The organism is Paenirhodobacter populi (assembly GCF_004022215.1).
In the GTDB taxonomy this organism is placed as follows: domain Bacteria; phylum Pseudomonadota; class Alphaproteobacteria; order Rhodobacterales; family Rhodobacteraceae; genus Rhodobacter; species Rhodobacter populi.
In genome coordinates this window covers 219,498-244,179 of the sequence record NZ_SAUZ01000003.1, presented here as the reverse complement: position 1 = coordinate 244,179, position 24,682 = coordinate 219,498, and the positions used below count along the sequence as shown (strand labels likewise).

20 protein-coding genes are annotated in these 24,682 nt (G+C 65.8%); 19 read left to right on the top strand and 1 reads right to left on the bottom strand.

The features are described 5' to 3' along the window. Positions 1–213 precede the first annotated feature (213 nt). The 19 genes from ileS (at position 214) to D2T30_RS04145 (ending at position 20,652) form a co-directional block, all read left to right on the top strand. On the top strand, positions 214–3,201 hold the full coding sequence (ileS, locus tag D2T30_RS04240) for an isoleucine--tRNA ligase (RefSeq protein ID WP_128207776.1): 2,988 nt from the start codon (positions 214–216) through the stop codon (positions 3,199–3,201). 85 nt (positions 3,202–3,286) lie between these two features. Continuing rightward, on the top strand, positions 3,287–3,943 hold the full coding sequence (locus D2T30_RS04235) for a hypothetical protein (protein ID WP_128207774.1): 657 nt from the start codon (positions 3,287–3,289) through the stop codon (positions 3,941–3,943). Beyond that, the gene (ybgC, locus tag D2T30_RS04230; protein ID WP_128183837.1) at positions 3,940–4,341 is read left to right on the top strand and encodes a tol-pal system-associated acyl-CoA thioesterase; all 402 of its coding nucleotides are present in this window, start codon (positions 3,940–3,942) and stop codon (positions 4,339–4,341) included. Before D2T30_RS04235 ends, ybgC begins: the two co-directional genes overlap by 4 nt. A gap of 122 nt (positions 4,342–4,463) precedes the next feature. After that, positions 4,464–5,159 (top strand): protein TolQ, encoded by a 696-nt coding sequence (gene tolQ, locus D2T30_RS04225; RefSeq protein ID WP_128183839.1) that lies wholly within the window; start codon positions 4,464–4,466, stop codon positions 5,157–5,159. Positions 5,160–5,162: 3 nt separating this feature from the next. Beyond that, positions 5,163–5,645 (top strand): ExbD/TolR family protein, encoded by a 483-nt coding sequence (locus tag D2T30_RS04220; protein ID WP_128183841.1) that lies wholly within the window; start codon positions 5,163–5,165, stop codon positions 5,643–5,645. A gap of 6 nt (positions 5,646–5,651) precedes the next feature. After that, positions 5,652–7,184 (top strand): cell envelope integrity protein TolA, encoded by a 1,533-nt coding sequence (gene tolA / locus D2T30_RS04210; protein ID WP_164884200.1) that lies wholly within the window; start codon positions 5,652–5,654, stop codon positions 7,182–7,184. Positions 7,185–7,289: 105 nt separating this feature from the next. Next, positions 7,290–8,606 (top strand): Tol-Pal system beta propeller repeat protein TolB, encoded by a 1,317-nt coding sequence (tolB, locus tag D2T30_RS04205; RefSeq protein ID WP_128183845.1) that lies wholly within the window; start codon positions 7,290–7,292, stop codon positions 8,604–8,606. Positions 8,607–8,674: 68 nt separating this feature from the next. Then, a complete protein-coding gene (gene pal, locus D2T30_RS04200; RefSeq protein WP_128207770.1) occupies positions 8,675–9,211 on the top strand; it encodes a peptidoglycan-associated lipoprotein Pal in 537 nt (178 codons plus the stop codon). After that, complete coding sequence (ybgF, locus tag D2T30_RS04195) at positions 9,211–10,047, top strand: tol-pal system protein YbgF (protein WP_380728522.1); 837 nt, start codon at positions 9,211–9,213, stop codon at positions 10,045–10,047. Before pal ends, ybgF begins: the two co-directional genes overlap by 1 nt. Beyond that, complete coding sequence (gene tilS, locus D2T30_RS04190) at positions 10,044–11,270, top strand: tRNA lysidine(34) synthetase TilS (RefSeq protein ID WP_241651196.1); 1,227 nt, start codon at positions 10,044–10,046, stop codon at positions 11,268–11,270. The genes ybgF and tilS overlap by 4 nt, the downstream gene beginning before the upstream one ends. Before the next feature lie 78 nt (positions 11,271–11,348). Continuing rightward, entirely contained in the window at positions 11,349–13,253 is a 1,905-nt protein-coding gene (ftsH, locus tag D2T30_RS04185) for an ATP-dependent zinc metalloprotease FtsH (RefSeq protein WP_128183849.1), read from the top strand. 9 nt (positions 13,254–13,262) lie between these two features. Continuing rightward, positions 13,263–14,057, top strand: a complete 795-nt coding sequence (locus D2T30_RS04180; protein ID WP_128207768.1) for a methyltransferase domain-containing protein — start codon at positions 13,263–13,265, stop codon at positions 14,055–14,057. Beyond that, positions 14,058–14,651, top strand: coding sequence for an MOSC domain-containing protein (locus D2T30_RS04175; protein WP_128207766.1), 594 nt, complete (start codon positions 14,058–14,060; stop codon positions 14,649–14,651). It abuts the gene before it with no gap. A gap of 397 nt (positions 14,652–15,048) precedes the next feature. Then, the gene (nrdH, locus tag D2T30_RS04170) at positions 15,049–15,273 is read left to right on the top strand and encodes a glutaredoxin-like protein NrdH (protein WP_128207764.1); all 225 of its coding nucleotides are present in this window, start codon (positions 15,049–15,051) and stop codon (positions 15,271–15,273) included. Positions 15,274–15,287: 14 nt separating this feature from the next. Further along, positions 15,288–15,704 (top strand): class Ib ribonucleoside-diphosphate reductase assembly flavoprotein NrdI, encoded by a 417-nt coding sequence (gene nrdI, locus D2T30_RS04165; protein WP_128207762.1) that lies wholly within the window; start codon positions 15,288–15,290, stop codon positions 15,702–15,704. Continuing rightward, positions 15,686–17,812 carry a class 1b ribonucleoside-diphosphate reductase subunit alpha gene (gene nrdE, locus D2T30_RS04160; protein WP_128207760.1) on the top strand — a complete coding sequence of 709 codons (2,127 nt, stop codon included), beginning with the start codon at positions 15,686–15,688 and terminating at the stop codon, positions 17,810–17,812. The genes nrdI and nrdE overlap by 19 nt, the downstream gene beginning before the upstream one ends. 226 nt (positions 17,813–18,038) lie before the next feature. After that, complete coding sequence (gene nrdF, locus D2T30_RS04155) at positions 18,039–19,013, top strand: class 1b ribonucleoside-diphosphate reductase subunit beta (protein WP_128207759.1); 975 nt, start codon at positions 18,039–18,041, stop codon at positions 19,011–19,013. A 62-nt stretch (positions 19,014–19,075) separates the two neighbouring features. After that, positions 19,076–20,275, top strand: coding sequence for an FAD-dependent oxidoreductase (locus tag D2T30_RS04150; protein ID WP_128207758.1), 1,200 nt, complete (start codon positions 19,076–19,078; stop codon positions 20,273–20,275). After that, the gene (locus D2T30_RS04145) at positions 20,272–20,652 is read left to right on the top strand and encodes a YbaN family protein (RefSeq protein ID WP_128183865.1); all 381 of its coding nucleotides are present in this window, start codon (positions 20,272–20,274) and stop codon (positions 20,650–20,652) included. Before D2T30_RS04150 ends, D2T30_RS04145 begins: the two co-directional genes overlap by 4 nt. Before the next feature lie 9 nt (positions 20,653–20,661). On the opposite strand, the gene D2T30_RS04140 is transcribed toward D2T30_RS04145, so the two are convergent. Beyond that, positions 20,662–24,447 carry a response regulator gene (locus D2T30_RS04140; RefSeq protein ID WP_164884199.1) on the bottom strand — a complete coding sequence of 1,262 codons (3,786 nt, stop codon included), beginning with the start codon at positions 24,445–24,447 and terminating at the stop codon, positions 20,662–20,664. Between the last annotated feature and the right edge of the window lie 235 nt (positions 24,448–24,682).

Here is a 24,682-nt window from a genome sequence, read left to right as displayed (position 1 = left end):
GGGGGTTTCGACCTCACAGCGCTATCCCCTTGGCCGCGCCGCGGCAAGAGCCGCTTGCCGGGCGCGAACGCCTTGCCTATAAGGCGCGCATGACCCGGCTTTTGCTCATTCGTCGAATTACCGGCCCGGCGCTCTGAAGCGTCAGGGTAGCCGGGATTATGCAAAGGCCTCGGGCGCGGGCATGCGCGCCCTTCCTCAGCCAGGGATTCCACGATGTGCGCTGATACGCCCGATACCACCGTCGATTACCGAGATACCGTCTTTCTGCCCGAAACCGATTTCCAGATGCGCGCGGGCCTGCCCGCCCGTGAACCCCAATGGCTGGCCCGTTGGGCGCGGCTTGGCGTCTACGACCAGCTCCGCGAACGGGCGAAGACCGAGGTGCGCTCCCCCTTCGTGCTGCATGACGGCCCGCCCTATGCCAACGGCCATCTGCACATCGGCCACGCGCTGAACAAGACGATCAAGGACATCATCGTGCGCTCGCACCAGATGATGGGGCATGACGCGCGCTATGTGCCGGGCTGGGACTGCCACGGCCTGCCGATCGAATGGAAGATCGAGGAACAGTATCGCGCCAAGGGCCTGAACAAGGACGACGTGGACGTGGTGGATTTCCGTCAGGAATGCCGCCGCTTCGCCGAAGGCTGGGTGAACATCCAGCGCGAGGAATTCAAGCGCCTCGGCATCACCGGCAACTGGGACCATCCCTATCTGACGATGGACTACCACGCCGAGGCGGTGATCGCCGACGAATTCATGAAATTCCTGATGAACGGCACGCTGTATCAGGGCTCGAAGCCGGTGATGTGGTCGCCGGTCGAAAAGACCGCGCTGGCCGAGGCCGAGGTCGAATATCACGACCATACCAGCCACACGATCTGGGTGAGGTTTAAGGTGGATAAGGCGTCCAGTTTGATCTTTTCTGGGCCTCACGCTGCGACCTCGCTTTCAGAACAGATGGAAGCGAATAATATTCTCAAACGTGCATCCATCGTTATCTGGACCACCACTCCGTGGACCATCCCGCAAAACCGCGCCGTCGCCTACGGGCCGGGCATCGCCTATGGGGCGTATCGCGTCGATACGGTGGACGAGAAATCGACCGCCGTGCCGGGCGAGGTGCTGATCCTTGCCGATGCGCTGGCCGATAGCGTGAAGACCGCCGCGAAGATCGAAGGTTGGACCCGCCTGCGCGACGTGCCGGTGGCGGAGTTCGAGGGCGTCATCCTCAAGCACCCCTATAACGGGCTCGTCGAAGAGAAGGACGATGACGGTAACAACTGGAACTTCGACGTGCCGCTGCTGCCCGGCGATCACGTCACCGACGATGCCGGGACGGGCTTTGTCCACACCGCGCCGAGCCACGGTGACGACGACTATCAGCTTGGCCTGAAGTTCAAGCTGCCGATGACCTACAACGTCGAGGCGGACGGCACCTACCGCGCCGATCTGCCGATCTTCGGCGGCGAGGCGATCCTTGACCAGAACGGCAAGGAGGGACCGGCGAACGTCTCCAACATCAAGCAGCTGGCCTATGCGGGCGCGCTGCTGGCCAAGGGCAAGATCAAGCACAGCTATCCGCATTCGTGGCGCTCGAAGGCGCCGGTGATCTTCCGCAACACGCCGCAGTGGTTCGCCGCGATCGATTTCAGCCTGCATGACGGCAAGGGCGAATACGGCGACACGATCCGCAAGCGCGCGCTGCGCTCGATCGAGGAGCTGGTGAAGTTCACCCCCGTCTCGGGCCGGAACCGGCTGCATTCGATGATGGAGACACGGCCCGACTGGGTTCTGTCGCGCCAGCGCGCCTGGGGTGTGCCGCTGACCTGCTTTACCAAAAAGGGCGCGCGGCCGACCGATCCGGACTTCCTGCTGCGCAACGCCGAGGTCAACGCCCGGATCGTCGCCGCGTTTGAAAAGGACGGCGCCGATGTATGGTATGTGCAAGGATTCAAGGAAAAGGTGCTCGATGGCATCGTGAATCCGTTGGATTATGAACAGGTGTTCGATGTGCTCGACGTCTGGTTCGACTCTGGATCGACCCATGCCTTCGTGCTGCGCGACCGGCCGGACGGCACGCCCGACGGCATCGCCGACGTCTATATGGAAGGCACCGATCAGCACCGGGGGTGGTTCCATTCCTCGATGCTGGAAGCCTGCGGCACCATCGGCCGGGCGCCCTATCGCAACGTGGTGACGCATGGCTTCACGCTGGACGAGAAGGGCATGAAGATGTCCAAGTCGCTCGGCAATACCATCGTGCCCGCCAAGGTGATCGAGCAATACGGCGCCGATATCCTGCGTCTGTGGGTGGCGCAGACAGATTACACCGCCGACCAGCGGATCGGGCCGGAGATCCTGAAAGGCACCGCCGACAGCTATCGCCGCCTGCGCAACACCCTGCGCTTCATGCTGGGCGCGCTGAAGGATTTCGACGAATCCGAACGGCTCGACCCGGCCGAGATGCCGGAGCTGGAACGCTGGGTGCTGCATCGTCTGGCGGAACTGGATGCGCAGGTGCGGACGGATTACCGGGCCTTCGATTTCTCGGGCGTGTTCCAGGTGCTGTTCAACTTCTGCACCGTGGATCTGTCGGCCTTCTGGTTCGACATCCGCAAGGACGCGCTGTATTGCGACGCGCCGGACAGCCTGCGCCGCCGCGCGGTGCGCACGGTGATGGACCTGCTGTTCCACCGGCTGACGACGTGGCTGGCGCCGATCCTGCCCTTCACGATGGAGGATGTCTGGCTCAGCCGCTTCCCGTCCGAGGACGATTCCGTCCACCTGCACGATTTCACCGAAACGCCCGCCGATTGGCTGGATGCGGGTCTGGCGGAGAAATGGGCCGGTCTGCGCCGCGCGCGGCGTGTGGTGACGGCGGCGCTTGAGGTGCAGCGGACGGCCAAGGTGATCGGCTCGTCGCTGGAGGCGGCGCCCACGGTCTATGTCGAGAGCGACGATCTGGCGGCGGCGCTGGCCTCGGTCGATTTTGCGGATCTGTGCATCACCTCGGATCTGGCGCTGACGCGCGATCCGGCGCCGGAAGGGGCGTTCCGCCTGTCCGACGTGCCGGGCATCGCCGTCGTCTTCCATGAGGCGGAGGGCGAGAAATGCGAACGCTGCTGGAAGATCCTGCCGGATGTCGGGACCCACAGCCACGCCCATACCTGCGCCCGCTGCGACGCGGCCTTGGGTTAGGATTGTTGGAAAATGACAGGAAGGGGCGCCGGAAGGCGCCCTTTCCGCTGCGCCAATGTCGCATAAATGATACTCAGGAAACCGCATGACCCAGCCCGCAGCGCCGCAGCCCGAGGAAATCACCCGCATGTTCACCCGCGCGGGCGGCGAATACCTGTTCGCCCGGTGGGCGAGGCCGATCGTGCCCGTTGTCTTCGGCGTCGATGATGCCACGCTGGCCACGGTGAAGGCGGCGATCGAGGCGGTGGTGGCGCTGGCCGGTCACCGGATGGCGGAAACCGATCCCGAACTGGGCGCCAACCTGATGATCTTCTTCTTTCGGGACTGGAAAGAACTGCTGGATGTGCCCGGCCTCGATCATCTGGTCGAGGGGCTGGCCGGGACGGTCGCGCGGCTCGATGCGGCGGGGGCGAACCAGTATCGCGCCTTCCGGTTTGAAAAGGACGGCGCGATCCGGGCCTGTTTCGTCTTCATCCGCGTCGATGCGGCGCTGGACGATACCCCGGCGGAAACGGTGGCGCTGTCGCTGGCCGCGCGGTCGATCCTGTTCTGGGGCGATCAGGCCTTTGAACGCTATCCGGCGCTGGCGGAGCTGGACGGCGCGGCGGTGATCCATCCGGCCATGGCGCTGGTGATCCGGGCGGCCTATGATCCGTCCATGCCCCATTCCGCCCGCGATCCGGGCCATGCCCTGCGGCTGGCCGCGCGGGTCGGGCTGTTGTCAGCGGAGGCCGGGAAATGAGCCACACATTCACCCTCAGGGTCTATTACGAAGACACCGATCTCGCCGGGATCGTCTATTACGCCAATTACCTGAAATTCATCGAACGCGCGCGGTCCGAATGGGTGCGGGCGCTTGGCGTCGATCAGGTGGCGCTGAAGCGCGACCACGGCATCGTCTTCGCCGTCCGCCGGGTCGAGGCGGATTACCTGCGCCCGGCGAAATTCGACGACGAACTGACCGTCACCACCCGGCCCGTCACGCAGGGCGGCGCGCGGATCGTGCTGGAACAGACCGTCACCCGCACCGGCGAGACGCTGTTCACCGCCACGGTGACGCTGGTCTGCCTGAACGAGGCGGGCGCCCCCGCGCGGCTGCCGGCCGAGGTGCGGCTGCGTCTGGCCCCGCCGGTGCAATAATCGCGCGGGCAAATCCGCGTGATGACGCAGTTGTTATGGCGTCCCCCCTGAACCTGGGATAGAATCGTCGTAAAGAGGCCGCACAGACGGCTTGTAAGAGCAGTAACGCCCGAAGGCACCATATGGACCAGCAGACTCTCGCCACCGCGCAGGAGATGGATTTCTCTTTGCTCGCGCTTTTCATTCGCGCATCCCTTACCGTCAAATTCGTGATGATCGTCCTGACATTGGCCAGTTTCTGGTCATGGTCGGTCATCATCCGCAAATACATCACCTTCCGCGCCGCCCGCTCCGAGGCGGCGGCTTTCGATCAGGCCTTCTGGTCGGGCGAGCCGCTGGATGAACTGTTCGACCAGATCGGACCGAATCCCGAGGGGGCGAGCCAGCGCATCTTTGCCGCGGGCATGCTGGAATGGCGACGCAGCCACCGTCAGGACGGCGAGCTGATCGCCGGGGCGCAGGCGCGGATCGACAGGTCCATGGATGTCGCCATCGCCAAGGAATCGGAGCGGTTGAATTCGGGGCTGAGCTTCCTTGCCACCGTCGGCTCGATCTCGCCCTTTGTCGGGCTGTTCGGGACGGTCTGGGGCATCAAGGTCGCCTTCGAGGAAATCGCGATTTCGCAGAACACCTCGCTCGCCGTCGTCGCGCCGGGGATTTCCGAGGCGCTGGTCGCCACGGCGATCGGTCTGGTCGCGGCCATCCCGGCGGTGATCTTCTACAACAAGCTGTCGGGGGACGCCGACAAGATCACCTCGGGCTACGAGGCCTTCGCCGACGAATTCTCGACCATCCTTTCGCGCCAGCTGGACGCTTAGGCCATGGGCGCGGGGGTGATGAAAAAGGCCGATTCGGGGGCGCGCCGCCGTCGCGGGGGCAAGCGTCACGGCGTCATGGCGGAAATCAACGTCACGCCGATGGTCGACGTGATGCTGGTGCTGCTGATCATCTTCATGGTCGCGGCGCCGATGATGACGGTGGGGGTTCCGCTGGAGCTGCCGAAAACCGCCGCGCGCGCCGTTCCGACCGAGCAGGAAGAGCCGCTGACGATCTCGCTCCAGAAGGACGGAACGGTGTCGCTGATGAACAGCCCCGTCGAGGAAACCGATCTGGTCGGGCAGCTTCGCGCGATTTCGGCCGAACGGGCGAGCGACAAGGTCTACCTGCGCGCCGATGGCGGCATCGAATATGCGCATGTGGTGCAGGTGATGGGCGCGCTCAACTCGGGCGGGTTCAACAACATCGTTCTGGTGACCGACACGGGTGGACCGCAGCTGACGGGGAAGGCTCCCGGGGGGAACTGATCCGCCATGAGCATGGACAGGGCAGAAAAGACCGGCAATATCGTTTCAGGGGTTCTCCATGCGGTGGTGATCCTCTGGGCGGTCGTGGGCACGGACTGGTTCCGGACGAAGCCGCAGGAGCCGGTGAAGATGACCGAGGTCTCGGTGATGTCCGAGGCGGATTTCGCGGCACTTCAGGCCGCCGCCGCGCAGGGCGAGGCGGAGCCCGCGGCATCGGCCGAGGCGCCCGCCGCGCTTGCGGGCGGTGAGGACAGCGCCGATGACGCCGCCCCCGCGGCGAGCGCCGAGGCGGCAGCACCCGCATCCGCGCCGCCGCCGCCGCCCGCCGCTTCGGCGGCCGAGGCCGCGCCGGATACCTCCGAGGTGGCAAGCCGCCCCTCGGCTCCGGCCGAAGTGACGCAGATCCCGCCCTCGATGATGCCGCCGGTCGAACAGCCCGAGGAAACGCGCACGCCGGAATTCTCGCCGCGTCCGATGGCGCGCCCGGTGCAGCGCATCGCGCCGGCGCCGGCCCCCGCGCCCGAGCCGGAGGCGAAAGTGGCCGAGGCCGTCGCCCCCGCGACCCGCCCGGCCGAAACGCCGAAGCCCGAGCCCGAAAAGCCGGAACCCGAAGCGGCGCCGCCCGAGGCCACGACCAGGACCGTGCCGCCCGAGGAACCGCCCGCACCGCAGGAGGCGACCTCGGCCCCCGAGAATACGCCGCGTCCGAAGGGCCGCCCGGTGCCGCCCACGGCCGCGCCGACGGCGGATGTGGATGAGGAAAAGATCGCCTCCGCGCAGCAGGCCGCGGATGCCAAGGCCGCTGCCGACAAGGCGGCGAAGGAAAAGGCCGCTGCCGACAAGGCTGCCAAGGATAAGGCTGCGGCGGATGCCAAAGCTGCGGCGGACAAAGCGGCGAAGGATAAGGCCGCGGCGGACGCCAAGGCGGCTGCCGACAAGGCGGCGAAGGATAAGGCTGCGGCGGACGCCAAGGCTGCCGCAGACAAGGCGGCTAAGGAGAAGGCTGCCGCGGATGCCAAGGCTGCGGCCGACAAGGCGGCGAAGGAAAAGGCCGCGGCGGATGCCAAGGCGGCTGCCGACAAGGCCGCGAAGGAAAAAGCCGCCGCGGCGGCCAAGAAGGCTGCGGCCGATGCTGCCGTGGCCGATGCCGTCGCCAGTGACGCCGCGAAGAAACCGGGCGGCGGCTCTGGCGGGATGGGCATCGCCAAGAACGGGCCTCCGGTGACGGCGGGCGAGAAAGAGGCGCTGATCGTCGATGTGAAGCAATGCTGGAATGTCGGCTCGCTCAGCACCGAGGCGATGAAGACCTCGGTCACCGTGCTGGTCGACATGCAGGCGAACGGCAAGCCGGTCACGTCGTCGATCAAGATGACGGCGCATTCCGGCGGCTCGGACGCGGCGGCGAAGCAGGCGTTCGAGGCGGCGCGGCGCGCGATCATCCGCTGCGGCTCGGACGGCTTTCCGCTTCCGGCGGAGAAATACGGCTGGTGGCAGCAGATCGAGATCGTCTTCGACCCGAGCAAGATGCGGATGAAGTGACAGAAAGGACTCAGCCCCGCCGAAATCGCCCCGGTTCATCCGGTTGTGATTCAGCGTGAGGCGCGATGAGGCTACAACGGGCCGATGCCCAACGAGGGAAACAAGATGTTCCGTTTCGCAATGGCCGCGGTGGCGGCGCTGATGATCGGGCCTGCCGTGGCGCTGGCGCAGGATGGCCCGCTGCATATCGAGATCGACGAAGGCGTGATCGAGCCGCTGCCCTATGCGATGCCGGTCTTTCTGGACGAAGGCGGCGCGGGCAAGTTCGCCTCGGACATCGCCGGCGTGGTGAATGCCGATCTGGAAGGCACGGGGCTGTTCCGGCGGATCGGCGACAACGCCTATATCCAGAAGTTCTCCGCCTTCAACACGCCGGTCAGCTATGCCGACTGGCAGGCGATCAACGCGCAGGCGCTGATCGTGGGCGGCGTGTCGCAGCAGGGCGGCAAGGTGGTGGTGAAATTCCGCCTCTATGACGTCTATTCCGGTCAGGAACTGGGCGCGGGGCAGCAGCTTGCGGCCTCGCCCGAAAGCTGGCGGCGGCTGGCGCACAAGGTGGCCGACGTGATCTACAGCCGGATCACCGGCGAAAGCGGCTATTTCGACAGCCGCGTGGTCTTCGTGTCGGAAACCGGGCCGAAGAATGCCCGGCAGAAGCGGCTCGCCGTGATGGATTACGACGGCGCGAACGTGAATTATCTGACCGACAGCTCGACCATCGTGCTGGCGCCGCGCTTTTCGCCCAAGGGCGACCGGGTGCTGTATACGACTTTCGAGACCGGCTTCCCGCGGATCAAGGTCATCAATGTGTCCAATGCCGCGGGGCAGCTCTTGCCCGACGTGCCGGGGACGATGGCCTTTTCGCCGCGCTTCTCGCCGGACGGCAATTCGATCGTCTATTCGCTGGAACAGAACGGCAATACCGACCTTTACAAAAGCTCGGCCACGGGCGGGTCGCCGGTGCGGCTGACCAACAGCCCGGCGATCGAGACGGCCCCGTCCTTCAGCCCCGACGGCTCGCGCATCGTGTTCGAAAGCGACCGTTCGGGCGGCCAGCAGATCTACATCATGTCGGCGAGCGGCGGCGAGCCGACGCGGATTTCCTTTGGCGACGGGCGTTATGGCACGCCCGTGTGGTCTCCGCGCGGGGACCTGATCGCCTTCACCAAGCAATCGGGCGGGCGGTTCTTCATCGGCGTGATGCGCACCGACGGGTCCGAGGAACGGCTGCTGACGGCCTCCTACCTCGACGAAGGCCCGACCTGGGCGCCGAACGGCCGGGTGATCATGTTCACCCGCGAGGCGCCGGGCGCGGGCGGCGGCGCGCAGCTTTTCTCGGTCGACATCACCGGGCGCAACCTGCGCAAGGTCGGCAATCCGGGCGGGGCCTCGGACCCGTCCTGGGGGCCGCTGCGCCCCTGAGCCGGATTCCCAAGCCAAACGGCATCTGTTAACGTCGCCCGAAAGGGCAAAGCACAAGGCGGAATGAAATGAATTTTGCAATGAAGGCGGCAATCGGTCTGGCGGTGCTGGGGCTTGCGGCCTGTAACAACCCCGACAAATACGGCGACGGCGTCGTCGATCCGGGCGGTGCCTACGGCAGCGGCGCCTATGGCGCGGGCGCGGGTGGTGTCTCGCAGGGCAATATCAACGACCCGAACTCGCCCGCCTATTTCAACGGCAGGGTCGGCGACATGGTGCATTTCCTCGTCGACCAGTCGACGCTGTCGGGCGAGGCGATCCAGATCCTGTCGGGTCAGGCGCAATGGCTGAACAGCCATCCGCAATATTCCGCCATCATCGAAGGCCACGCCGACGAACAGGGCACGCGGGAATACAACCTCGCGCTTGGCGCGCGGCGCGCCTCGGCGGTGCAGGAATATCTGATCTCGCAGGGCGTGTCGTCGGCGCGTCTGCGCACGGTGTCCTACGGCAAGGAACGGCCGCTCGCCACCTGTGCGGCGGAATCGTGCTTTGCGCAGAACCGGCGCGCGGTGACGGTGATCTCTCTCGGCGCGGGGAGCTGATGATGAAGCGGGTTCTGCTGGGGGCGGCGATGGTGCTGGCGCTGGCGGCGCCCGCCTTCGCCCAGGACAGGAAGGAAACGCTGGCCGATGTCCGCAAGGAACTGGCGCAGCTTTCCGCACAACTTCAAAGCCTGCGGTCCGAGCTTGTGGCTTCGGGATCGCAGGGGATGCAGGCGGCGGGCGGCGCCAGCGCGCTGCAGCGGATGGATACGATGGAGGCCTCGATCTCGCGGCTGACCTCGCAGACCGAGGCGTTGCAGAACCGGGTGAACCGGGTCGTGGCGGACGGCACCAACCGGATCGGCGATCTGGAGTTCCGCCTGTGCGAGCTTGAGGACGGCTGCGATCCGGGCTCGATCGGGAATGCGCCGCTTGGCGGCGCGGCCCCGGCGGCGGATTCGGCATCGCTGACCGCGCCCGCGCCCAATTCCGCCGCGCCGAAAGGCGATCTGACCGTCAACGAGCAAAGCGATTTCGACCGGGCCAAGGGGGTGCTCGGTCAAGGTGACTTTCGCGGCGCCGCTGACCTCTTTGCGACCTTTACCCAAACCTACCCGGGTGGGCCCCTGACGCCCGACGCGGGCTATCTGCGGGGCGATGCGCTGAACCGGGCGGGCGATGTGCCCGGCGCGGCGCGGGCCTGGCTCGACGCCTTTTCCGCCGATCCCGAGGGGCGGCGGGCGGCGGACAACCTGCTGGAACTGGGCAAGGCGCTTGGCGCGCTTGGCCAGCACAACGAAGCCTGCACGTCGCTGGGTGAGGTGCAGGCCCGCTTTCCGGGATCGGAAGCGGCGGGCAAGGTGCCGGCGGCCAAGGCTTCGCTGGGTTGCATGTGACCGAGCTGACGACGGCCGAACTGACGACGATTGTGGCGGATGCCCTTGGCCCCGATACGCCCCGCCGTATCGGGGTTGCCGTTTCGGGCGGCGGCGATTCGACGGCGCTGCTGCATGCGCTGATCGGCGCGGGCTTTGCGGTCGAGGCGGTGACGGTGGATCACGGCCTGCGCCCCGAATCCCTGACCGAGGCCGAGGATGTGGGCCGTGCCTGCGCCACGCTGTCGGTGCCGCATACGATCCTGTGCTGGCCGGGAACGGAGGCGGCGGGCAATCTGATGGATGCGGCGCGGCGCGCGCGGCTGCGGCTGATCGGCGCATGGGCGCGCGGGCAGGGGATCGACACCGTGGCGCTTGGCCATACCGCCGACGATCAGGCCGAGACCTTTCTGATGCGGCTGTCGCGGGAAGCGGGGCTTGAAGGACTGTCGGGCATCCGCGCCCGGTTCCGGGCCGAGGGGGTCCTGTGGGTCCGGCCGCTGCTGACGGTGCCGCGCGCGGCGCTGCGCGACTGGCTGCGGGCGCGGGACATCGGCTGGGTCGATGATCCGAGCAATGAAAACGACCGTTTCGCCCGCGTCCGGGCGCGCAAGGCGCTGCGTGCCCTGCGCCCGGCCGGGGTGACGGCGGAGCGGATCGGCGCCGTGGTCGGGCATCTGGCGGCGGCGAATGCGGCGCTCGACCGGCTGCTGGGGCAGTGGGTGGCGGCGCATGTGACGGAAACCGGCGGGGAATTGCAGGTGCCGGAAGGGGATTTCGCGGCGCTCGACCCGGAATTGCGGCGCCGCTTCGTGCTGGATGCGCTGATCTGGATCGCCGGGACGGATTACGGCCCGCGCGGGGCGAAGCTTGCGGCCTTTCTGGCCGCGCCGCGTGACGCCACGCTTCACGGCTGCCGGATCCGGTTCGCGCGCGGTCGGATGGTGCTGTCGCGCGAGGCGCGGGCGGTGGCGGGCCTTGTCGCCGCGCGCGATGCGGTCTGGGACGGCTGGCGGATCATCGGCCCCGTGCCGGAGGGCGCGCGGATCGCCGCCCTTGGGGCAGGGGGGCTGGCGCAATGCCCGGACTGGCGCGCAACCGGGATCAGCCGGGCGGGGCTTCTGGCCTCGCCGGCCGTGTGGATGGGCGAAACCCTGCTTGCGGCGCCTTTGGCGGGGGTCGGAACGGGCTTTGCGGCCAGGAACTTGCGCGGCAGTTTCGCCGATCGGGGATTCAGCCGTTGAACCTCGCCCCGTAATGCCTATTTTCACTCCAAAGGTTCCGGAGTTTCGCTCCGTCCCCGTCTGATTTGGAGGTTCCCCTTGGGCAACGCACGCAATCTGGCCTTCTGGGCTGTGCTGTTCCTGCTGATACTTGCGCTGTTCAACCTTTTCGGGGACGGACAATCCTCGACCGGATCGCGTCAGGTTGCCTATTCGGATTTCATTTCCGCGGTTGACCGTGGGGAAGTGCGCTCGGCCCAGATCGACGGCGAGGACGTGCGTTACCAGTCCACCGACGGCACCACCTATTCGACGGTGAAGCCGGTCTCCGATCCGATCGCGGAAACCCTGATTTCCAAGGGCGTGACGGTGAATGTGGTCAAGCAGCAGCAGTCGGGCTTCATGTCGCTGCTGGGCGTGTGGCTGCCGTTCATCGTGATGATCGGGATCTGGATCTTCTTCATGAACCGGATGCAGGGCGGCGGCAAAGGCGGGGCCATGGGCTTCGGCAAGTCGAAGGCGAAGCTTCTGACCGAAAAGCAGGGGCGGGTGACCTTTGACGACGTGGCCGGTATCGACGAGGCCAAGGAAGAGCTGGAAGAGATCGTCGAATTCCTGCGCAACCCGCAGAAGTTCAGCCGTCTGGGCGGCAAGATCCCCAAGGGCGCGCTGCTCGTCGGCCCGCCCGGCACGGGTAAGACGCTGCTCGCACGCGCCATCGCCGGCGAGGCGGGCGTGCCGTTCTTCACCATCTCGGGCTCCGACTTCGTGGAAATGTTCGTCGGCGTCGGCGCGTCCCGCGTGCGCGACATGTTCGAGCAGGCCAAGAAGAACGCGCCCTGCATCGTCTTCATCGACGAAATCGACGCGGTGGGCCGGGCCCGCGGCGTCGGCATCGGCGGCGGCAATGACGAACGCGAACAGACGCTGAACCAGCTTCTGGTCGAGATGGACGGGTTCGAGGCGAACGAGGGCATCATCATCATCGCCGCCACCAACCGGCGCGACGTGCTGGACCCGGCGCTCTTGCGCCCCGGCCGCTTCGACCGGCAGATCCATGTGCCGAATCCGGACATCAAGGGCCGGGAAAAGATCCTCAACGTCCATGCGCGCAAGGTGCCGGTGGGGCCGGATGTGGACCTGCGGCTGATCGCGCGCGGCACGCCGGGCTTCTCGGGCGCCGATCTGGCGAACCTGTGCAACGAGGCGGCGCTGATGGCGGCGCGCGTCGGCCGGCGGTTCGTCACGATGGAAGATTTCGAGAACGCCAAGGACAAGGTGATGATGGGGGTGGAGCGCCGGTCCATGGTGCTGACGCCCGAGCAGAAGGAAATGACCGCCTATCATGAGGCCGGTCACGCCGTCGTGGGCCTGAAGCTGCCGAAATGCGATCCGGTCTACAAGGCGACGATCATCCCGCGCGGTCAGGCGCTTGGCATGGTGGTTTCGCTGCCCGAGATGGACCGGCTGAACTACCACAAGGACGAGGCCAAGCAGAAGATCGCCATGACCATGGCGGGCAAGGCGGCCGAGATCCTGAAATGGGGCGAGGAGCATGTTTCCAACGGCCCGGCGGGCGATATCCAGCAGGCTTCGGCCATCGCCCGCGCGATGGTGATGCGGTGGGGCATGTCCGACAAGGTCGGCAACATCGACTACGCCGAGGCGCATGAAGGATATTCGGGCAATACGGGCGGCTTCTCGGTCTCGACCAAGACCAAGGAACTGATCGAGGAAGAGGTGCGCGAGCTGATCGAGGCCGGCTATCAGGACGCCCGCCGCATCCTGCTGGAGAATCAGCAGGAATGGGAACGTCTGGCGCAGGGCCTGCTGGAATACGAAACCCTGACGGGGGACGAGATCCGCAAGGTCATGGCGGGCGAGCCGATCCAGAGCGACAGCGATGGCGATTCGCCTTCGGGCAGCATGCCCTCGGTCACTTCGGTGCCGAAGACGAAGCCCGCGCCGAAGGGGGGCGATGTCTCCCCGGAACCATCGGTCTGAGGTGAGGCGATGACGGCCGGGGAGACAGCGTCGAAGGACTGGAACCCCGAAGCCTATGCGCGCTTCGCGGATCTGCGGCTGCGGCCAGTCCATGATCTGGTCGCGAGGGTCGGCGATCTGCCGCATGGCAAGGTGATCGACCTTGGCTGCGGGGCAGGGGCGGCGGCGGATGTGCTGGCCGACCGCTGGCCGAACCGCAAGATCGTGGGTGTCGATTCCTCGCCCGCGATGATTTCCCGCGCCGCGGCGACGGGTGCCTACCGGCGCTGCGATCTGGCCGACATCCGCGGGTGGGCGCCGAACAAGCCCCCCGCGCTGATCTTTTCCAACGCGGCGCTGCAATGGCTCGATGACCACGCGGTGCTGCTGCCGCGGCTGGCGGGGTTCCTGCCGCCGGGCGGGGTGCTGGCGGTGCAGATGCCCACGCAATATGCCGCGCCCTCGCATCGGTTCCTGCGCGATTTCGCGGGTGAGATGTTCCCCGACCGCTTCGATTTCACCGACTGGACGCCGCCGGTGGCGACGCCGCTGGAATATGCGCGGCTGCTGGCGCCGCTTGGCCAGACCGACATCTGGGTAACGGATTATGTGCAGCGGCTGGCGGCGACCGAGGGCGTCCATCCGGTGCGCCGGTTCACCGAATCGACGACGCTGCGCCCCTTCGCCGAAAAGCTGACGCCCGACGAGCTTGCGGCCCTTGGCGCGCGCTATGAGGCGGCCTTGGCCATCGCCTATCCCTACGAGGCGGACGGCTCCGTCCTGTTCCCGTTCCGAAGGCTGTTCTTCACGCTGAAGGTTGCCTGAATGCCCGCCCTGATTCCCACAGGCTATCAGGGGGAGATCGTCTATCTGGGCCGCGTGTCGGAGGAGGGGGAGCTTGCATCCCATCCCGTCGATCGGCTGGAACTGGGATTCGCCGGCGCGGAGGGAGAACTGCATTCCGGCCTGACCCGCCCCGCCTGTTCGCGCGTCACCGCCCAGCATCCGAAAGGGACCGAGATCGCCAATGTCCGCCAACTGACGATCCTGTCCGAGGAGGAACTGGCCGAGACCGCCTTTGCCATGCGAATCCCGCAGTTGCGGCCGGAATGGGTGGGGGCCTCGATCGTCCTGCGCGGGATCCCGGACCTGACGCATCTGCCGCCTTCGTCGCGGTTGCAGGGGCCGGACGGGGCGACGCTGGTGATCGATATGGAAAACCAGGCCTGCGTGCTGCCGGGGCGGTTCATCGATGGGGTTCAGCCGGGTGCGGGGGCGCGCTACAAACTTGCGGCGCAGGGGCGGCGCGGCGTGACCGCCTGGGTGGAACGGCCGGGCATGCTGGAGCCGGGGCAGGCGCTGCGGCTGCATATTCCCGGTCAGCGCGTCTGGGCGCATCTGAACGACGCCCTGCGCTGATCCGGCTGGCACGGCGCGGCGGCGGGTTCAAGACCCGATGGGCAGCCGGGGGTAGAATAAATTTCGGCGACCTCTGGCCGAGAGGGCCGACTACATGTTGACACAAGCCCTTCCAAGGTGCCTAATGGTGGGGTTGAAACGGTCCGGGACTGCATCGGGTCGTTGGGGGCCTGGTGAAACTCCGGCGCAGCCTTTGCACTTGTAGCGGTTTGATATTCGGTTCCGTTTCCGGGTTTCCGGTCGGCGGTGCCGTGTTTCTTGCGCGGCTCAGGTCCCGTGGACGAAGACGAAAAACCGTGCGGCAGACACGGGAAGGACCGGGGGCGCATATCATGGGTGTCACGGTTGATTTCCGGGTCCGTCGGACCAAAAGGCCAAGACAAAGGGACAGAGCCAAATGACCATCACCGTCTATTCCAAGCCCGCCTGCGTGCAATGCACCGCGACCACCCGGGCGCTTGAGGCCCGCGGCCTCGCGTTCGAGATCGTGGACCTGACCGAGGACGCCGCGGCGATGGAGATGGTCGTGTCGTTGGGCTACCGGCAGGCGCCCGTCGTCGTCGCCGGTGAAGACCACTGGGCCGGGTTCCGTCCCGACATGATCGGCCGTCTGGCAAGCTGACGGAGGCTGACCGGATGGGCGGGCTCGTCTACTATTCCTCGGCTTCGGGCAATACGGCCCGGTTCGTGGAGAAGCTGGGCCTGCCAGCCCTGCGGATCCCGATCGCCGAGGATGCGCCGATGCCGGAGCCGTCCGGGCCCTATGTGCTGATTTCCCCGACCTATGCCGATGGCGAAGGGCGGGGCGCGGTCGCCAGACAGGTGATCCGCTTTCTGAACGACCCCGACCGCCGCGCCCTGTTGCGCGGCGTCATCGCCGGCGGGAACCGCAACTTCGGCAAGACCTATGGTCGGGCCGGGGATGTGATTTCCGCGAAATGCCATGTTCCGGTCCTGTATCGGTTCGAACTGGCCGGAACCGAAACCGACATTTCCCGCGTGCGTGCGGGGCTTGAGACATTCTGGGGGATGACATGCTCGACGATGGCGTGAAAGGCACGCTCGACTATCACGCGCTCAATGCGATGCTGAACCTCTACGATGGCGAGGGGAAGATCCGCTTCGATGCGGATCGCATGGCCGCGCGGCAGTATTTCCTACAGCATGTGAACCAGAACACCGTCTTCTTCCATTCGCTGGACGAGAAGCTCGATTACCTGATCGACGAGGGCTATTACGAGGCCGAGGTTCTGGACCAGTATTCCAAGAACTTCCAGCGCCAGATCTGGGATGCGGCCTACAAGAAGAAGTTCCGCTTTCCGACCTTCCTTGGCGCGTTCAAATATTACACCTCCTACACGCTGAAGACGCGCGACGGGCAACGCTATCTGGAACGCTACGAGGACCGGGTGGTGATGGTGGCGCTGGCGCTGGCGCGGGGCGACGAGGCGCTGGCCATGCGCTTCATGGATGAAATCCTGTCCGGGCGGTTCCAGCCCGCGACGCCGACCTTTCTCAATGCAGGCAAGAAGTCCCGCGGGGAGCTGATTTCGTGCTTCCTGCTCAGGATCGAAGACAACATGGAATCGATCGGGCGGTCGATCAATTCGGCTCTGCAACTTTCGAAACGCGGGGGCGGCGTCGCTTTGATGCTGACAAACCTGCGCGAAATGGGCGCGCCGATCAAGGGCATCGAAAATCAGTCCTCGGGCGTGATCCCGGTGATGAAACTTCTGGAAGACAGCTTCAGCTATGCCAATCAGCTTGGCGCGCGTCAGGGCGCCGGGGCGGTCTATCTGAACGCGCACCACCCGGATATCCTGCGCTTCCTCGACACCAAGCGCGAGAATGCGGATGAAAAGATCCGGATCAAGACGCTGTCGCTTGGCGTTGTGATCCCGGACGTGACCTTTGAACTGGCGAAGAAGAACGAGGATATGTATCTGTTCTCGCCGCACGACGTGCAGAAGGTCTACGGCAAGCCGTTCTCGGAAATCTCGGTAAGCGAGAAATATGCCGAGATGGTCGACGACAAGCGCATCAAGAAAAAGAAGATCAACGCCCGCGAATTCTTCCAGACGCTGGCCGAGATCCAGTTCGAATCGGGTTATCCCTACATCATGTTCGAGGACACGGTGAACAAGGCGAACCCGATCCACGGGCGCATCACCATGTCGAACCTGTGCTCGGAAATCCTGCAGGTCAACGAGGCCTCGGAATACAACGAGGATCTGAGCTACAGGCATCTGGGCACCGATATTTCGTGCAACCTCGGCTCGCTGAACATCGCGGCGACGATGGACGGTCCGGATTTCGGCACGACGATCGAGGCCGCCGTGCGCGCGCTGACCGCCGTTTCCGAGATGTCCTCGATCGATTCCGTGCCCTCGATCCGGCGCGGCAACGATGAGGCGCATGCCATCGGCCTCGGGCAGATGAACCTGCACGGCTTCCTTGCGCGGGAACGGATCTATTACGGCTCGCCCGAGGGGGTGGAGTTCACCTCTGTCTACTTCGCCGCCGTCGCCTATCACGCGATCCGCACCTCCTGCCTGCTGGCGCAGGAAAAGGGGCAGACCTTCGTCGATTTCGACAAGTCGAAATATGCCGATGGGTCGTTCTTTGAGAAATACCTCAACCGCGACTGGCTGCCGACGCTGCCCGACGTGGCGCGCGTTTTCGAGGGCAAGGAGCTACCCACCCGCGAGGACTGGGCCGCGCTGCGCGACGACGTGATGAAACACGGGCTGTATAACCGCAACCTTCAGGCGGTCCCGCCGACCGGCTCGATCAGCTACATCAACAACTCGACCTCCTCGATCCATCCGATCGTGGCGAAGATCGAGATCCGCAAGGAAGGCAAGATCGGCCGCGTCTATTACCCGGCCGCCTTCATGACCAACGACAATCTGCAATATTATCAGGACGCCTATGAAATCGGGCCGGACAAGATCATCGACACCTATGCGGCGGCGACCGAGCACGTCGATCAGGGGCTGTCGCTGACGCTGTTCTTCCCGGCCGAGGCGACGACGCGCGACATCAACCGGGCGCAGATCTACGCATGGAAGAAGGGGATCAAGACGATCTACTACATCCGCCTGCGTCAGACCGCGCTGGAAGGGACCGAGGTTCAGGGCTGCGTTTCCTGCACGCTCTGACCGGCTGACCATCATTCACCGCCGCGCCCTGTTCGGGCGCGGCGGCTTTGTATTTTAGAACGGCATGTCCACATTTTGTGCCCAGTCCCCTATTGCCCGCTTTATATTGCGAGGCGTGGCGATCTGCGCGTTGCAATTTCAACCCGGTTGGGCATAGTGTCCCTTGCGTTCGCGGGGAATGCCGAATACCCCGCGCGGGACTTGAAATCTGCGCTTGGGGCTGGCCATGAAAGATCACGCTGTGTCGAAGACCGTACTGAAAGCGATCAACTGGAACCGGCTGCAGGACGACAAGGATCTTGAGGTCTGGAACCGTCTGACGGCGAATTTCTGGCTGCCGGAAAAGGTGCCGCTGTCGAATGACGTGCCCTCCTGGGCCACCCTGCGGCCCGAAGAGCAGACGCTGACGATCCGGGTGTTCACCGGGCTGACGCTGCTCGACACGGTGCAGAACAATGTCGGCGCCCCGTCGCTGATGCCCGATTCGATCACGCCCCACGAGGAGGCGGTGCTGTCCAACATCGCCTTCATGGAGGCGGTGCACGCGCGGAGCTATTCCTCGATCTTCTCGACCCTGTGCGGGATGAAGGAGGTCGACGAGGCCTTCCGCTGGTCCGAGGAAAACCCGCATCTGCAGGCCAAGGCGCAGATCGTGCTGGACAAATACCGCGCGACCGAGCACCCGCTGAAGAAGAAGGTCGCCTCGGTCTTCCTCGAATCCTTCCTGTTCTATTCGGGCTTCTATCTGCCGATGTACTGGTCGAGCCGGGCGAAGCTGACCAATACCGCCGACCTGATCCGCCTGATCATCCGCGATGAGGCGGTGCATGGCTATTACATCGGCTACAAATATCAGCGCGGGCTGGAAACCCTGTCCGAGGCGCAGCGGCAGGAGATGAAGGATTTCGCCTTCTCGCTGATCTTCGACCTGTATGAGATCGAGACGAAATACACCGAAGAGCTGTATGACGGCATCGGCCTGACCGAGGACGTGAAGGCCTTCCTGCATTACAACGCCAACAAGGCGTTGCAGAATCTGGGCTATGAGGCGCTGTTCCCGCCGCAGGCCTGCGAGGTCAATCCCGCGATCCTCGCCGCGCTGTCGCCCGACAGCGAGAACCACGACTTCTTCTCGGGTTCGGGGTCGTCCTATGTGATCGGCAAGGCCGTCGCGACCGAGGACGAAGACTGGGATTTTTGATCCCGCGTCCTTACCTATGGATCGGGGGCGCAAGCCCGCCCCCGTCTTTGCCGGGGGCGGGAATGGATATGCATCAGCATTGTGTGATCGCGGGCGGCGGGCCGGCGGGAATGATGGCCGGGCTGCTTCTGGCGCGGGCCGGGCTGCGGGTGACGGTGCTGGAACGGCATCCGGATTTCCATCACGATTTCCGTGGCGACACGATCCATCCGTCGACCCTGCAACTGATGGCAGATCTGGGCTGGCTCGATGAATTTCTGGCGCTGCCGCATCAGAAGGCGCCGACCTTGCATGCGGAAATGGCCGGGCGGCAGGTGACGATCGCCGATTTCCGCCGCCTGCCTTTGCAATGCCGCTATATCGCCTTCATGCCGCAATGGGATTTCCTTGATTTTCTGGCGCGCAAGGCGGCGGCCTATGCGGGGTTCACCCTGCGCATGGGCTGCGAGACGACCGGCCTGATCCGCGAGGGTGGGCGGGTTGTCGGGCTGACCTATCGGGACGGGGATGCAACCGGAGAGATCCGCGCCGATCTGGTCATCGGGGCCGATGGGCGGCAATCCGTTGTGCGGCGCGAGGCGGGGCTGACCGTGCGGGACTTCGGCTCGGCCGTCGATGTGCTGTGGCTGAAGCTGTCGCGCCAGCCGGATGATGCCTCCCCCGCGATGAGCCATGCCGGGCCGCAGCAGGGGCTGGTGCTGATCGACCGGGGCGATTACTGGCAGTGCGGCTATGTGATCCGCAAGGGATCCTATGAGGATCTGAAGGGCAGGGGGCTTCCGGCCTTCCGCGCGGCTCTGGCAGCCTTGGCGCCCTTGCCGGTGGAGCGGTTCGAGGAGATCGCCGGATGGGATCAGGTGCATCTGCTGTCGATCCGGATGGACCGGCTGGACACATGGTGGCGCCCCGGCGTGCTGTGCATCGGCGATGCGGCGCATGCAATGTCGCCGGTGGGCGGCTTCGGCGTCAATCTGGCGGTGCAGGATGCGGTGGCGGCGGCGCGCATCCTTGCCGCGCCGCTGCGCGAAGGACGGCTGAGCGACCGCGATCTGGCCGCCGTGCAGGCGCGGCGGATGTTTCCCACCCGGATGACGCAGGGCCTGCAACGGATGATGCGGCGCAAGCGCAACGCGCAGGGCGAGGCCGCGCCGCGCCCACCCGGCTTTGTGCGCGCGATCGTGCGGATGCCGTGGCTTGCACATGTGATGGGGCGGATCATCGGCATCGGCTTTCGCCCGGAACGGGTCACGGGGCGCGGATGAGGCGTCTGTCCGCTCCCCTCGTCAAGGCGCTGTTCGCGGCGCTCGGGTTGATCGCGGTGGCGCTCGGCTTCATCGGGCTGTTCCTGCCGGTGATGCCGACGACGCCGTTTCTGATCGTGGCGGCGGCCTGTTTCGCGCGGTCCTCGACGCGGCTTGAGGCATGGCTGCTGGCGCGGCCCTATTTCGGGCCGCTGCTGGTCAACTGGCGCGAACGGGGCGCCATTCCGCGCTATGCCAAATGGATGGCGCTTGGCGGCAGCTCGATGGGGTTCGGGCTGTTCATGCTGACCGCGCAGCCGGGGCTGTGGCTTGCGGTGATGACGGGGGGCGTGATCGCCGCCTCGATGCTGTATGTGTTTTCCCGTCCGGATCGATAACGCCGCCTGTCAGGCCGCATCGGAGTTCAGCCATGCGCGGATGACCGAGATGCAGCTTTCGGTCATCGCCAGGAAGGCGTCGGCCTCCTGCCGCAGGGCGGCGAGGTCGTGGTTCCGGGCGGCGGTCTCGATGATCTCGGCCTGCCGTTCCAGCGCATCGGCGCCGAAATAGCCGACCGTACCCTTGACCTGATGCGCAAGCCCGGCGATGGCATCGGTGTCGCCGGCCTCCAGATGGGCGCGGAAATCGGCCGGGACGGGTTCCAGATCCATGAGGAAACTGCCCGCCAGATGCCTCAGCCGATCGGCATCGCCGCCGAGACGCCGTTGCAGCCCCGGCAGGTCGAGCACGTATTGCGTGGACCGGGGCGCGTGGGTCACCTCGCGGCCAAGCTGTTCCAGCAGAATGCGATAGAGCGCGATATCCTCGATCGGCTTGGTCAGATGCCCGGTCATGCCGGCGCCGAGGCCGGACAGCTCCGCCTCGGTTCCCGCCTGCGCGGTCAGCGCGATGACCGGCAGGTCCGCCCAGTCGGGATTGCGGCGGATTTCGCGCACCGCATCGAGACCGCCCATCACCGGCATGTGCAGATCCATCAGAACGGCGTCGAAGCGGCTTTCGCGCAGCTTTTCCAGCGCCTCCCGGCCGTTCGTCGCGGTTTCGACCTCGACATGGACCAGTTGCAGGAAGTCGCGCGCCACCTCCTGATTCAGGGCGTTGTCGTCCACCACCAGAACGCGCCTGCCGGCGAGCGCGGCGAAGGGCGCCAGCGTGTCCTCGCGCGTGGCGGCGGGCGCTGCCCCGGTCCCGGACAGGATGTCCAGCAGCGTGTCGAACATCATCGACTGCGTGACGGGTTTCAGCAGGACCGGCGGCAGGCCAAGGTCCTGAACCTGCGGCAGGACCTCGAGCTGGCGATAGGCCGTCACCATCAGCACGGCGGGCGGACCCAGGAGGCCCGCGTCCTGCCGGATATGGCGGGCGAGGTCGATGCCGTTCATCACCGGCATCTGCCAGTCGGCCAGAACGAGGTCGAACCGGCGGCCCGTCGCGGCGTTTTCGCGCAGGATCCGCAGCGCCTCGGCCCCGTTTTCGGCGGCCTCGGGGTGCATGCCGAAGCCGGCGACCATGTCGCACAGGGCGATGCGCGCGCTTTCGTTGTCGTCGACGATCAGCACCCGGCGATCGCGCAGCGTCTCGATCCGGCGGGCGCAGGCCTGTTCCGCCTCGGCCGCGTTCTCGACCGGCTCCAGCGCGGCGGTGAAGGAAAAGGTGCTGCCCTCTCCCGGTGTGCTCTGGACCTGGATCTTGCCCTTCATCATGCCCACCAGACGGCGGCTGATCGCAAGGCCAAGGCCGGTGCCGCCATAGCGGCGCGAAATGTCGGGCGTTGCCTGATAGAACGGCTGGAACAGGCCCTCGATCTGCTCCCGGGTCATGCCGATGCCGGTGTCGCGCACGGTGAACCGGGTCTTGACGATCCGGCCCGCGGCATCGCGCACCGGGCTGACGGACACCACGATATCGCCCCGTTCGGTGAATTTCACCGCATTGCCCACCAGATTGGTCAGCACCTGTCCCAGCCGCAGCGGATCGCCGCGCAGGAATTCCGGCATGTCCGGCGCGACCGAGAAGGTCAGCTCCAGCCCCTTTTCCTCCGCCCGGAGCGAGGTGACCGAGGCCACCGTCTCAAGCACCGTATCCAGACGGAACACCGTGTTTTCCAGTTCGATCCCGCCCGCCTCGATCCGCGACAGGTCCAGAATGTCGTTGATCAGCCCCAAGAGGACATTCGCCGAAGCGTTGATCTTTTCCAGATAGTTGCGCTGCTTCGGGTCCAGTTCGGTCTGCAGCGCCAGCCGCGACATGCCGATCAGCGTGTTCATCGGCGTGCGCAGTTCATGGCTCATGGTGGCAAGGAAATCGCTTTTCGCGCGTTCTGCCTTTTCCGCCGTCTCCTTGGCGCGTTCCAGCACCGCCTCGGCGGTCTGCGAGGCGGTGATGTCGACCGCGACGCCATCCCAGATGTCGTGGTCCGTCCGCTGGATCCGCCGCGCCGCCCGCAGCCGCAGCCAGAGCAGGGCGCCGGTCTGCGTGCGGATGCGGAACTTGTTGTCCATCGGCTGCCCGCTCCTGCGCGAGGCGATGAAGTCGCGGGCGAGCTTCATCCGGTCCGCCGGCAGGATGAGCGCGAACAGCCGCTCCGGAGACTGCGTGATTTCGGAGGGCGAAACGTCGATCAGCCGTTCCGTTCCGGCGCTGATATAGGCGAACCGCAGCCCTTGATGCGGATAATGCGTGGCGCGGAAGATCAGCCCGCCCGGGATGTTGTCGGCAAGGACGGCCAGCCGTTCGTTCTGTTCCTTGCGTTCGCTGATGTCCTGTATGGTGCCGGCCAGCCGTATGACCCGGCCCTGCGCATCGACCTCGGCGCGGCCCTGTGCCCATGCGGTGAAGGTGCTGCCGTTGGTGCGCCGGTGCGTCATCTCGAACTCATAGGGCGTGCCCTTTTCGCGGCACAGCTCCACCGCGTTGCACAGCCGTCTGTAGCTTTCCTCGTCGGTCAGAAGCCGCAGGGTGTTCATGGTGATCGGCGGGCCGTTGCGGTCGAGCCGCAGCATTTCGTAATACAGGTCGGAACAGGTGAAGACGCCCGACACGGGATCGAGCGACCAGCTGCCGATCCGCGCGATGCGTTCCGCCTCCTGCTGGGCGGCGTAGCTGCTGCGCAGGGCGCGGCCCTGGGCGCACAGCTCGTTGAGGAAGTTGCGCTGCGCCTCGTCCGCGGCTTCGAGGCTGCGCCGCAGCGTCTCGAATTCGCGGATGAAGCTCGGCGGCACGGGCGAGGGCGGCACGCTCCTGTCCTGCATACCGGTGCCGATGATCTGCGCGCGCCGCACCAGACTGTGGATCGGCCGCAGCGCCAGATGCGCGATCAGCAGCGCCACCGCGACCGCGACCGATACGGTCAGCAGCGAGCCGCCGATCATCGCCAGCACCGGGCCTTGCCAGCGCCAGTCGAAGGTCCGCACGGCTTCGCCCGAAACCGCGACCCAGCCCGGCGTCCCCTCGATTTCCCGAAAGGCGAAGATGATCTGCGCCCCTTCCAGCGTCTGCGCCTCAAAGGTGCCCATCCGGGTGCCGAGGTCTTTCAGCGTCTGCCAGTCCGGCACCTGTCTGCCGATGAACTTGTCGCTGTCGACGCTGCGGCCGATGATCCTGCCGTTGCCGTCGGTGATGGCCAGAATTGTCGGGCTGTCCTGCGTGGTCGCCCGCGCGAGCGATCGCACCAACTGGTCCGGCGCCGTGGTGACGACCACGACCTCCTGCAGGTCCGGCTCCCCGGCTGCGGCCGCCTCTGCGGGGGAAAGCGGGGTCGGAACGGCAAGCGCGATGCGGGGCGCCGCCGCCCCGTCGGTCTGCGGCAGGATGTTCGAGGTCTGGACCTTGCCGATCGTCGCGGCGGAGAGAATCAGTTGCGAAAGCTCTGGCCCGGGCTGTTCGCCAAGGATCCGCTGCCCGCCCTGCACGATATAGGTGTCATGCCCGCCATCGACCGCCTCGGCGAAAAGGGGCGGTCCGTCCCGGTCCGGATCGGTGTCTGTCGGGAAGCGCGCGAGGCTCGCCAGCAGTCGTCTCGTCGCGCCAAGCTCGCTCGACGTTGCGTGGGCGACGGCATGGGCGCTTTCCATCAGCTTCTGCGTCGACATGTTCCGCAGCGACTGCGCGGCGTTGATCAGGGTCACGGCGGCCACGCCGAGCGTCGGCAGGATCGCCAGCAGGATGATCGCCATCAGGGTGGTCCTGAGGGAAAGCCGGCGAAAACGTTCCGGCACTGATATGCGCATGGTATGACGACCTTGTCCCAGCATGTGAAACATAAGAAATGAGATCATCGGAAAAGGAAATGGCCCGCGACGCCAACGCGCAAAGATACCGGGGCGTTCCTTTCGTAACGCGCCAGCGGTGCGCATTTCACGGCCTCATGCCGCACCGCGGCGCCGAAAGCGTTGCTTTCAGACCACCTTG